Source organism: Nitrospirota bacterium (genome assembly GCA_016212215.1).
GTDB lineage: Bacteria > Nitrospirota > 9FT-COMBO-42-15 > HDB-SIOI813 > HDB-SIOI813 > JACRGV01.
The window spans coordinates 1-11,269 of record JACRGV010000150.1; the positions used below are offsets into that span (position 1 = coordinate 1).

An 11,269-nucleotide genomic window follows, 5' to 3' on the forward strand; every position below is an offset into this window, starting at 1 on the left:
CTCTATAAAATATTAACCTGTACCATTGCACCATCCTTTGTGCAGGATACTATCATGGCCACATTTAATAATGTGCAACAGACAGGCAAGCGGTGAGAGGTTATGATAGTTGCATATAGTAAAGGTAGACCGTTGAAAGCAACTGGAGGATATTAGGTAGAGTATCTAAGTGTTGAGAGAAGGTATCAGATAAACCTCCATGGGATAGCTGTAATTTTATCAGTTAGTTTCTCAGGTACCCTGCCGTTGGTTACAACATAGCCGTGTTTAGCCAACCCTTTATATGTCTCCATAAAGCTTGCCAACCCCCTGATTTCAGAGAAAGCTTTGTCAGATTCGGGTTTGTCCCGGACTCCTGTGCTGCCAGTTCCATAAAACGGCCGAATGCCCCGACCTTCCTGCTTAATTCCTCAGCTCGTATCTCCTCTTCAAGATATATGTGTGAAAGCTTGCTCAGAAAGACATTGCTTCACCAGAGTTGTCTTGCCTGTCTGCCGCGGGCCTAAAATTATTGCCGACTGTTTTTTATCCGTGAGATGCCTGATCCTCTGCTCTAAATTACGTAAGTACACTTTAAATTTACCTTGCATATTTAAAGTATAGTTAAGGGCTTGATGGGAAATCAAGAGAGGGGAATTCCTTGTTTGGTTTTTCATAAGACTGTCAAGCTATATTTAAAATCTTCCGGAAACCTTTCAATATTTCTTTTTACAGCCTTATTTAGGTTGCCTGTTGTGACACCATATAATATGGCAAGGTACTAAGGGTCTGTCATAAACTTTGAAATTGTTTTTTAAGGATTTAGACACCACTTGCTAATCAAGTCCGAGCAACCATGACAATATATTTTTATGGGATATCTTCCGGTCGGCATATTCGATCTCCTTAGCGCTGTCATCCATAGTAAGAATATGATTTTCTCCTTGCTCAAGATACTGGCCTGCCATAGAAAAGGCCCCAAGCTCACGTTTCTCATTGCCTTTATCCAGCGTGAGAGCTACCTGATATTTCTCCCATATCCGGCTGTCCTTACGCACAAGAAAATCTATCTCTCTTCCGCCGTCCCCTGCGCCATAACAAATTCCGGCATATCTTCTTTTTAACTCGTGATAAACAATATGCTCCAGGCGGACAGAGTAGTTTTCCTCTATCGGGGCGTACAAAGAAATGAGTCCGGTATCTACTGCGTAATATTTCTTTGACGTGCTGAAGACCTTCCCAAGTTTCCAACTGAACTTAGAAAGTTCCGAGAGGGCGAAGGACTTTATGAAATAGTTACAGTACGAGAGTACTGTCTCTGGCTTGACCTTATGACCCAGAGCAGCCATTTTATTGCTCAGCCCGGCATAGCTTACAATATTTCCTGCCCCTGAAATCAGATAGTGCATGATTTTTTCGAGAGCGTCAACGTTGTCCACCCTGAAACGCTTAACGATGTCATCAAGTATCACCTTATGTAGTATGCCGCCAAGGTAAGATTTTTTGGCGTCCGGCGAACCTATGTCAAAGATCTCCGGAAGCCCGCCGTAAGACATATATTCGTTAAACAGCTTAAGTAGCTCAGGTTTATTGCGTTGAAACTCCTTCTTTGCCCGGATTGAATATCCCTTGTACTGAACGAATTCTTTGAAACTGAAGGGGTGTATTGAAAACTCCACAAATCTGCCGGCCAGCCCGCTGCCAAGCTCCGATGACAGAAGACTCGAATTTGACCCTGTTATAATTATCTCCGCGTCGCCTTTTTCATATATTGTTCTGATAAACCGCTCCCAGTTTGAGACCTGCTGGATTTCATCGAATATCAGGAGCTTCCGGCCCGGCCGCCCGGAGGATTCTAAAAAAGTATCATAAACATCGCCGAGCCTCTCAGGGTTTACGACCCCCATAAGGCGGTAATCCTCGAAATTGAGGTACAGCAAATTATCCGGTGCGATATAACCCCTCTCGATCAGTTTTTTCGCTATGAGCTGAACAAGAAAGGACTTTCCAGTGCGGCGGAACCCTGTGACTATCTTGATAGGTTTGGAGCCTATTGAACTCATGATCAGATGCTCTGCCTCTCGGACAGTCCCCTGGCGGCCCTGAACGATTTTTTGCCACTCGAATATGATGTTAAGGATAGATTCTTTATTCAAATAAGCCCCCTATGAAGGATGTTAACTGGAGATATAATACCCCCGTGGGGCGACAATATCAAGTTTTGGCTATGCACTTTTACTAAGCGAAGGGTCTGTTCAGGAATAAACTGGGTAATTCTGGGGATGTCCATACTTAATTGGCTTGCTGAATTCTGTGTTGAATTAAGTATGTCCCCAGAATTACTCGTACGATAGAAATACCCCGCTAAAATATCACCACCCGTTTTATATTCAATAAATTTCAAACACGCATTACCCCAGCCGCCAAAACGTTTTTTGTATGTGCCATAAGAAATTTTAGGTTTGGATATTTCCCACTCGGTACTTGATGGTCGTTGCCCAACCTTTTTCCATATGCGCTCCATTTCATCAAAAAGGTCTTTATCAGACAGGATTCGATTTGGAGCGTGTGGACGAGGAGAAACATCTAATCCTTTTTGTTGAAGGTATTTTTTTAATGCTTCAAGTCCTTTGGTCCAACTTCCGCCATAATGCTTTCTTACTGTACTTGAGCTGATGCTGGCTATCTTATCAAAATCACGTCGTCCAAACTCTATATAATTAAAATGCTTAGCTGCCTTTTCCAGCTCCTCAAGAATTCTTGATTCCGGCATTTCATTTAGCCGACGTCTTTGAAATGTAAAATCCATAATTTTATTTTATTAAGTCATCAACGGTAATACACAAACCTTTAACAATCTTCTGATCTTTCCCCGAGTGCTTAATGGGATAAAAACAGGATTCCCGATAAAACCACGTATGAGGGCAACGTTTTAATCTAAGGCTGACGAAAGTATTTTGATTCTCATTAAATTTCTTTTCTTAATTCTAACAGCTTATTTAACTTTTTTTGAAATAATATCCTTCAAATTCTTCATAAACGCTGTCCGCTCTTCCGGATTTTCCCTGATCCTTGCCTTTACCTCTTTCCATGTAGGAGAACAGTTTTTATACGTGACTGAAACAAGGCTGTGAATAGCCTGATCCACTGCCTTCTTATTTTCTTTGGTAACATTTATACCGAGTTCCTCGAAGATGTCTTTTAAGTTTCTGAAATAGCAGGACATAATTACCCCCCGTTTAGAAATAATAGCGTTTGACAACTATCACTTCTCTCTATCAATAAATTCCTTGGTTAAAAGACGTCTTCCATGAACAACTGCTACTACTATGACCTCATCACTCTCCGGAGCATACCTATAGACAACACGGTAATTATCTACTATGACTTCTCTATGCGGCAGATTTTGAAACTCTGGAAGATGACGACCTGAATCCGGATGTTGTAATAAACGTTCGATGGAGGTACTGATCCTTTCTGCCTGATGTCTTGCATATAGTGGGGAATCCCTGGCGATATAATCATAAATCCCCTCCAAGTCAGAGATGGCATTTTCACTCCAAATCAATTCTGCCATTTTTTTGATAACCTTGCTAAAGCATCATTGTGATAAAGCACCTTCCCTTCCCTTATGGCTGTCTCACCGGCTTCTATTTTTTGAAGAAGATAGAGTCTATACATTACTTCCTCAATATCAACCTCTTCCGGAAGCTCTTTAACAAGGTCTTCCAATCTTGATTTTGTAATATTCATAAGGCCTCCAATTATTTTTCATGTATTCCACTATACCAGCCTGCAATAGTGTATTCAATGATGTATTTTGTTTTCCTTAATAATTCATCCCGCATCCCTCCAGTTCTTCCCCACACCTGTATCAACCTCGAGAGGAACGGCAAGCGGCATGACCTCTTCCATCTCTTCTATTACAAGATTTTTTACCTGCTCCAACTCTGCCTCCGGTACTTCAAGCAACAGCTCGTCATGAACCTGCAATATCATCTTACTTTTAAATCTTTCATCCCGCAGTCTTTTGTGAATTTTTATCATGGCGATCTTTATTATATCTGCTGCACTCCCCTGGACAGGGGTATTGACGGCTATCCTCTCGCCGAATTGTTTTGTCCTGTTATCACCGCTCGTTAGTTCAGGCATATACCGGCGTCTGTTAAGAAGTGTTGTAACATAGCCGTCTTCTACAGCCTTCCGCAGGGTATTTTCTATAAATGCCTTTACACCTGTATGTCCGGCAAAGTAGTTATCAATATATTTCTTTGCCTCCTGCTGGGATATACCGAGGTCTGCTGAAAGTCCGTAAGGGCTCATGCCGTAGACAATCCCGAAGTTCACGGCCTTTGCCCTTCTCCTCATCTCAGGTGTAATCTCATCAGGAGAAAGACCAAAAACCTCCACAGCAGTCCTTGTATGAATATCCTCTCCGTTCTTAAAGGCGTCTATTAAAACCTCATCACCGGATAGGTGTGCCAGTACACGCAGTTCTATCTGGGAATAATCAGCAGACAGGAATACGTGACCTTCTTCTGCTGTAAATGCCTCACGAATCCGCAAACCCATCTCTGTGCGTATGGGAATATTCTGAAGATTAGGTTTACTGCTTGATAATCTTCCTGTAGCAGCGATCGTTTGACTGAATGAGGTGTGAAGACGTTTTGTCTCAGGATTGATAAGCTCAGGAAGGGCATCCGTATAAGTGGATTTTAATTTTGCCAACTGCCTGTAAGAGAGTATCTCTGCCGGAAGTTCATGTTGTCGTGCAAGCTCTGTGAGGACACCCTCATCAGTAGAATAGCCTGTCTTTGTCTTTTTCAACGGTTTTAGCCCAAGTCTTTCAAACAGGATAACTGAAAGCTGTTTGGGGGAGGAGATATTAAACTCTTCGCCTGCAATAAAGTAGATCCTCTGACACATACCTCCCATATCCCTGTCCATTTCTTTTGAGAGCATCCTGAGTATATCAGGGTCTACCGTGATCCCGGCCATCTCCATATCTGCCAGAACCTCCGTGAGAGGTATCTCAATATCATCAAATAATTGTTTCACTCCAACTTCAATCATTTTTTGTTCAAGGATTTCAGCGAGCCTAAGGATATAATCTGCGCGCCGGCAGAGGAAGCTGACCTTCGTATTTTCACTCGAAAATCCCTCCGGCGGGGTTAGAAAACCCCGCCTATCCATACCTGAATTGAGGATAGGCGGGACATTCTTGTCCCGCTGATTTTCATGTCCCTCTGTGAGCGAAACGCTCATAGACGTTTCATCAGTAATTAATGGAACGTGCAAATACTCAAGTACAATACCTTCCATATTATGGTCACTGCGATTGGAATTTATGAGATACGATGCGATCATTGAATCAAAGACAAACCCTTTTGGTTCAAGCCCAAGGCGTTTAAGCAGAATAATATGCCTCTTTATGTCATGGGAATATTTTCTGATTTGTGGATTTTCGATTATAGGTCTGAGAGAATCAATTTCTAAATTGTGGATAGAAACACACCACGCCTCATTTTCCTTAACAGAAATACCTATACCTGAAATTCCCGAGGCCATTGAGTCCGGCGAATCCCCATGAATATAGATAGAACATCTCTTAGTCACTGATACCTTTTGCAGGATGTCTGCAAGCTCTGCATCACTTGATACCTCTATGTAATTTTCATTTACCTCTTCTTTTTGTACAGGCAGAAGGGTTTTAAGAAGGCGGAAAAACTCAAGCTCTCTGAATAGTTCTGTCATCTTATTATAATCAGGCTCAGAGAGTTTCAGATTGTGATAATCTATATCAATGGGAAGCCCTGTATGAATAGTCGCCAGTTCCCGGCTGAGTCTCGCATTATCCGCCTGTTCATGCAAGAGGCTCCTAAGCTTTGGTTTCTTTACCTGTTCAAGGTTTGCGAGAAGGTTTTCAATTGTTCCATAAGTTGAGATGAGGTCTTTCGCTGTCTTTTCACCAATACCGGCAACACCAGGAATGTTATCAACAGCATCACCCATCAACCCCATTATTTCTACAACCTGAGAAGGGCCTACATTGAATCTCTCATGCACATCCGGTTCTGTGTATATCTTCTCCTTCATGGGGTCGTAAATCCTGACGTGCGGCGTAATCAACTGAAACATATCTTTATCACCTGAGACTATAATAACCTCATTACCATCTTCTTCTGCCCTTTTTGCCGTCGTACCGATTACGTCATCCGCCTCATATCCCTCCATTAACAGCAGAGGAATATTAAACGCCTCCACAACACGGTGGATATAAGGTATCTGCACGGACAAAGAATCCGGCATCTTCGGCCTCTGTGCCTTATATGCCTCATAAGCCTCATGACGCTTGGTCGGGCCTTTGGGGTCAAACGCAATTCCGATAAGCTGCGGCCTCTTCTCATTCAGAATCTTGAGAAGCATATTCGTAAACCCATACACCGCATTAGTAGGCATACCCTTGGAATTGGACAGCCCCTTTATGGCATAGTAAGCCCTGTATATATAAGAGCTTCCGTCTATCAAATAGAGTTCAGACATTTTAAATTTCCCCCTTCTTTACACACACTGAAACTAATGCCTCACTGTAAAACTCTCCCTTTTATATTGTGCATCCCCGCCATGAATTAATATACCTGTCTTTGACGCAGGCGGGTCAAGTGATGAGAAACATCTTAAACCATTAAAGAATGAATTATCAATATCAAACCTTGTTATTGAACAATATTCAACAAAACTTTTTAAAATTGTTTATAATAAACCTGATGAAAAATAAAAAATCCGGAAAGGTTTATCTCGTGGGGGCAGGCCCGGGAGATATTGGATTACTTACTATAAAAGGCAGGGAGTGTATTGAACAGGCTGATGTAATTATCTATGACTATCTTGCAAATGAAAAGATACTCTCTTTTGCAAGGCCGGATGCAAAGGTTATATTCATGGGCAAGCATGGAGGCGGCCCTATCATCCCTCAGAAAGAGATTAACAGGGTAATGGTCTCTGAGGCAAAGACGGGTAAAACAGTGGCACGGCTTAAAGGGGGCGACCCTTTTATATTCGGGAGGGGCGGGGAAGAGGCAGAGGTTCTTGCGAATGCCGGAATAGCTTATGAAATTGTTCCGGGTGTAACCTCAGGGATTTCAGTACCGGCTTATGCCGGCATACCCCTTACCCACAGGGATTACTCTTCTTCTGTCTTATTCATAACAGGACATGAAGACCCGTCAAAGGAGATAAGCTCTATTGCTTATGATAAGATTGGGACAGGGGTTGATACAATAGTCATTTATATGGGCGTAACAACCCTCCCGTCTATTGTCTCAAATCTTTTAAAGAACGGAAGGCATCCTGATACTCCTTCTGCTGTTATTCAGTGGGGCACTACAGACATCCAGAAAGTCATTACCGGTACACTCAGGAGCATAGTGAAAAAGACAATTGCCGAAGGTATAAGACCGCCCGCGATTATCGTTATTGGAGAGGTAGTCAAATTAAGAAAAAGACTGATGTGGTTTGAGAAGACAACCGCAGAACATAAGACTATCAAATATACCTCTCTTAAATCTGACATTTTAAAAAGGGAAATATACATTGCCGCAACTCCGCGCGGGATATGCAGAATATCTTTCGAAAAAAAGGCTTCCTTTATAAAGGAATTAAAGTCAGTATATAAAGACCATGTTATTGTCAGGGACAACATATACTTTACTGCAATAATATCTGAACTTAACAATTATTTTAAAGGAGTGCATTTAAACTTTACCTCAAAATTAGACTTAACCGGAACCGCATTTCAGAAGCTTGTATGGAAGACACTCCTCAGGATACCTTATGGAAAAACGGCTTCATATAAAGATATAGCAGAAATGACCGGACGGCCCGGCGCCTCAAGGGCTGCCGGTTCAGCCTGCGGTGAGAATCCGGTTCCCATTATTATCCCATGCCACAGGATCATCAGCGCTGACAGCAGTCTTGGCGGCTACAGCGGCGGTTTAGAGATAAAAAAGGCCCTGCTTGGACTGGAAGGGATAATTGAGTAACATCGCTTCAAAACCTGCGTCAAAACTATGAGTCAAAACTATTTGACATTCAATACGCAAGATAATATGATTTAACATTGTTTTTAAACAGGCACTTATAGGGCTAATTACATAATGGAGGATTTTGACAACAAAGTGGATAATATGGAATTATCCTTACTTTCTGAGGAGGAGCTTTTAAGGCTTATAGATAAGGGAACCCTGCCTGAGCATATTGCGTTTATCATGGACGGTAATGGAAGATGGGCAAAGATGAGAGGGCTTCCGAGGATAGCCGGTCACAGGGAAGGTATCAAATCTGTGAGGGATATTGTCACATACAGCCGTGAGCTTGGGATTAAGGTGCTGACCATGTATGCATTTTCAGCAGAGAACTGGAAGAGACCTGCATTCGAGATAAGGGCACTTATGATGTTTCTTGAGGAATACCTGCAGAGAGAATTAAAGACACTTATGGAAAAAAACATCCGGTTTATAACCATAGGACAAACCGATAAACTGCCCGGGTCTGTTCAGAAGTGGCTTAGGAAGGTGATGAAGGAGACTGAACATAATAATTCCATGATACTGAATTTAGCGCTGAGTTATGGCGGAAGAACTGAGATTATAGACGGATTACGTGCAGTAACTAAGGATGTGCTTAACGGCAAGCTGTTGCCCGAGGAAATAGATATTGATATGTTTTCAAATTACCTGTATACAAAGGGGCTTCCGGAACCGGACCTTATGATTAGGACCAGCGGTGAAACCAGAATCAGCAATTTCCTATTATGGCAGATAGCCTACTCTGAACTATATTTTACAAAGACTTTATGGCCTGATTTCAGAAGAAAAAATTTATATACGGCAATCCTCGACTATCAGCAAAGGGAAAGGAGATTCGGCATGGTGGAGGAACAGTTGCCTAAAGCGACAACGAATAGGCCAACCACTGCTATCAGGGCAAATTGATGGGATGGAAGAGGGTTGTAACTGCTATTGTTTTAATCCCGCTGGTTTATTCAATAGTCCGGTATTTGAACCCGACATTTTTTTTATTAGCCGTTGCTGCCATAGTCTTTGCCGGCCAGTACGAATTTTATAAATTCCATTACAAAAATTTTAACAGGTTTACCCTTCTTGGACTTTTCTCAGGGTTTATTTTTCTACTGACCTATGCAAATGGAATTTCATTAGTAACGAGGGAAGTTATATTAGGGTGCGTAATTTTCATTACATTTTCAGGCTTTTTATTTTTCAGGAAAAATCTTGAAGATGCTATAACAGGTATTTCAGTTGTTGTCTTTGGAGTATTGTATGTAGCATGGACGCTTGGACATCTTATTTCATTGCGGACTATGGCCAATGGCCAGAACCTGATTTTTTTTGTTCTTATCGTAACATGGGGCGTTGACACAGGTGCTTATTATACCGGGAAACTTCTTGGAAAGCATAAGTTATCTCCTGTTATCAGCCCAGGTAAGACGATCGAAGGGGCAGTGGGAGGTGTTATAAGCTGTGTTGGAGCGGCATTTCTTGCCAGGTGGCTATTTTTGAAAGGTCTGGGGGTAAATTCTACTGTATTGATTGGCGTGGTACTTGGGATAATCAGTCAGCTTGGGGACCTGTCGGAGTCCCTGCTTAAAAGGAGTGCCGGTTTTAAAGATTCCGGCAGTATAATTCCAGGGCATGGGGGAATGTTGGACAGGCTTGACAGCCTTATTTTTACTGTCCCTGCATTTTATTACTTTATCCTCTATTTTGAACCAAAGGTAATCGGCATCTACTTATGATAAAAAACATCTCTATATTAGGTTCAACAGGTTCAATCGGTAACAGCACTCTCAGCGTTATTGCGGCTCATCCTGATAAATTTAAGGTTGTCGGTCTTACTGCATCAGAGAACATAGATAAACTTGAGATACAGATAAGACGTTACAGACCTACCGTTGTATCTGTGGCAAAAAAAGAGTCTGCTGCACAATTAAAAGAAAGATGTAAAGATTTGAATATAGAGATACATTCCGGCGTAGAGGGGCTTATATGTGTTTCAACAATGCCGGAGGCTGATATAGTAGTATCTGCCATTGCAGGCTCTGCCGGTCTTATCCCAACCCTTGCCGCTGTTAAGGCAGGTAAGACGATCGCCCTTGCCAACAAGGAGACTATGGTGATGGCAGGAGAGATTGTCACAAAAGAGGCCGATAAGAATGGCGTAAGGATATTGCCTGTGGACAGTGAACATAGTGCAATATTCCAGGTTATGAATGGCGGAAAATGGGACGACGTTGACAGGGTGATTCTTACTGCATCAGGAGGCCCGTTTCTGAAATTGTCCACTGAGGAGAAGAAGAGGGTAACTGTAAAAGAGGCGCTGAAACATCCTAACTGGGACATGGGGGCAAAGGTTACTATTGACTCCGCTACCTTGATGAATAAGGGTCTTGAGGTTATTGAGGCAAAGTGGTTGTTTAATATTTCTATTAATCAGATAAATGTCCTGATCCATCCGCAAAGCATTATTCATTCTTTGGTCGAATTCAGGGACGGGTCAGTGATGGCGCAGATAGGTGTACCGGATATGAGGGTTCCTATTGCTTATGCACTGAGCTATCCTGAACGCCTTGACCTGATGATGGCAAGGCTTGACCTTGCTTCAATAGGCATGCTTACATTTGAAAACCCGGACATGAAAAGGTTTCCAAATTTATCTTATGCCTACGATGCAATAAAAGAAGGCGGCACAATGCCCGCAGTGCTGAACTCTTCCAATGAGACAGCAGTACGCGCATTTCTTCAGGAACGGATCGCCTTCCTTGATATAGAAAGGATCGTAGGGGAAACAATGGCACGACATAAAACCATGCCTGCAGAATCACTGGAAGATATTTTGCACGCTGATAAATGGGCAAGAGAAGAAGCGGAGAAAGAAGTAAACAGTAAGCAGTGAAGGCAGGTCTTTATCTGCTAACTGCTTACCGATTACTGTTCACTTGAGATTATTTTCGGATGAACTTTCATGAACCGAGGGTTCACAAAGGGCCATGAAAATAGTAAACAGTAAGCAGTGAGCAGTAAACAGGAAAGGCAGTCTTTATCTGCTAACTGCTTACCGCTTACTGCTTACTTGGGGTTATTTTCGGATGAACCGTCATGAAACGGAGGTTTCACAAAGGAGGATGAAAACCACCCCCCCAAGCCCCCCCTTGTTAAGGGGGGGAAAGTTCCTTTGGTGCTCAATGGCCAACGGCAATCCCCCCCTTTGTTCA

At 42.4% G+C, this 11,269-nt stretch carries 10 protein-coding genes and 1 pseudogene; 4 read left to right on the forward strand and 7 right to left on the reverse strand.

The window, feature by feature from the left end; translation table 11 throughout:
• Positions 1 to 661: 661 nt before the first annotated feature.
• The 7 genes and pseudogenes from HZA08_13780 to polA form a co-directional block, all read right to left on the reverse strand.
• Positions 662 to 751 (reverse strand): annotated as a pseudogene (locus tag HZA08_13780) (ORF6N domain-containing protein).
• Positions 752 to 815: 64 nt separating this feature from the next.
• A complete protein-coding gene (locus HZA08_13785) occupies positions 816 to 2,135 on the reverse strand; it encodes an ATP-binding protein (protein ID MBI5194491.1) in 1,320 nt (439 codons plus the stop codon).
• Complete coding sequence (locus HZA08_13790) at positions 2,132 to 2,788, reverse strand: hypothetical protein (protein MBI5194492.1); 657 nt, start codon at positions 2,786 to 2,788, stop codon at positions 2,132 to 2,134. Before HZA08_13790 ends, HZA08_13785 begins: the two co-directional genes overlap by 4 nt.
• 186 nt (positions 2,789 to 2,974) lie before the next feature.
• Positions 2,975 to 3,205: a hypothetical protein gene (locus tag HZA08_13795; GenBank protein MBI5194493.1), complete on the reverse strand. Its 231-nt coding sequence runs from the start codon at positions 3,203 to 3,205 to the stop codon at positions 2,975 to 2,977.
• Between the two features lie 39 nt (positions 3,206 to 3,244).
• On the reverse strand, positions 3,245 to 3,556 hold the full coding sequence (locus tag HZA08_13800) for a type II toxin-antitoxin system RelE/ParE family toxin (GenBank protein ID MBI5194494.1): 312 nt from the start codon (positions 3,554 to 3,556) through the stop codon (positions 3,245 to 3,247).
• Positions 3,544 to 3,732 carry a hypothetical protein gene (locus tag HZA08_13805; protein MBI5194495.1) on the reverse strand — a complete coding sequence of 63 codons (189 nt, stop codon included), beginning with the start codon at positions 3,730 to 3,732 and terminating at the stop codon, positions 3,544 to 3,546. Before HZA08_13805 ends, HZA08_13800 begins: the two co-directional genes overlap by 13 nt.
• A gap of 84 nt (positions 3,733 to 3,816) precedes the next feature.
• Positions 3,817 to 6,522, reverse strand: coding sequence for a DNA polymerase I (gene polA, locus HZA08_13810; protein ID MBI5194496.1), 2,706 nt, complete (start codon positions 6,520 to 6,522; stop codon positions 3,817 to 3,819).
• Positions 6,523 to 6,746: 224 nt separating this feature from the next.
• Here polA and cobA point away from each other — a divergent pair, with 224 nt between their 5' ends.
• The 4 genes from cobA to HZA08_13830 all read left to right on the forward strand — a co-directional run bounded on the left by cobA (position 6,747) and on the right by HZA08_13830 (position 10,950).
• On the forward strand, positions 6,747 to 8,021 hold the full coding sequence (gene cobA / locus HZA08_13815) for a uroporphyrinogen-III C-methyltransferase (protein ID MBI5194497.1): 1,275 nt from the start codon (positions 6,747 to 6,749) through the stop codon (positions 8,019 to 8,021).
• A 144-nt stretch (positions 8,022 to 8,165) separates the two neighbouring features.
• Positions 8,166 to 8,972: an isoprenyl transferase gene (locus HZA08_13820; protein MBI5194498.1), complete on the forward strand. Its 807-nt coding sequence runs from the start codon at positions 8,166 to 8,168 to the stop codon at positions 8,970 to 8,972.
• A complete protein-coding gene (locus HZA08_13825) occupies positions 8,972 to 9,793 on the forward strand; it encodes a phosphatidate cytidylyltransferase (protein MBI5194499.1) in 822 nt (273 codons plus the stop codon). Before HZA08_13820 ends, HZA08_13825 begins: the two co-directional genes overlap by 1 nt.
• Complete coding sequence (locus HZA08_13830) at positions 9,793 to 10,950, forward strand: 1-deoxy-D-xylulose-5-phosphate reductoisomerase (protein ID MBI5194500.1); 1,158 nt, start codon at positions 9,793 to 9,795, stop codon at positions 10,948 to 10,950. Before HZA08_13825 ends, HZA08_13830 begins: the two co-directional genes overlap by 1 nt.
• The last annotated feature ends 319 nt before the right edge of the window (positions 10,951 to 11,269 follow it).

Coding starts and splice junctions, on each gene's coding strand:
- HZA08_13790 (MBI5194492.1), bottom strand. CDS start 2,788: ATGGATTTTACATTTCAAAGACGTCGGCTAAATGAAATGCCGGAATCA.
- HZA08_13795 (MBI5194493.1), bottom strand. CDS start 3,205: ATGTCCTGCTATTTCAGAAACTTAAAAGACATCTTCGAGGAACTCGGT.
- HZA08_13800 (MBI5194494.1), bottom strand. CDS start 3,556: ATGGCAGAATTGATTTGGAGTGAAAATGCCATCTCTGACTTGGAGGGG.
- HZA08_13805 (MBI5194495.1), bottom strand. CDS start 3,732: ATGAATATTACAAAATCAAGATTGGAAGACCTTGTTAAAGAGCTTCCG.
- polA (MBI5194496.1), bottom strand. CDS start 6,522: ATGTCTGAACTCTATTTGATAGACGGAAGCTCTTATATATACAGGGCT.
- cobA (MBI5194497.1), top strand. CDS start 6,747: ATGAAAAATAAAAAATCCGGAAAGGTTTATCTCGTGGGGGCAGGCCCG.
- HZA08_13820 (MBI5194498.1), top strand. CDS start 8,166: ATGGAATTATCCTTACTTTCTGAGGAGGAGCTTTTAAGGCTTATAGAT.
- HZA08_13825 (MBI5194499.1), top strand. CDS start 8,972: ATGGGATGGAAGAGGGTTGTAACTGCTATTGTTTTAATCCCGCTGGTT.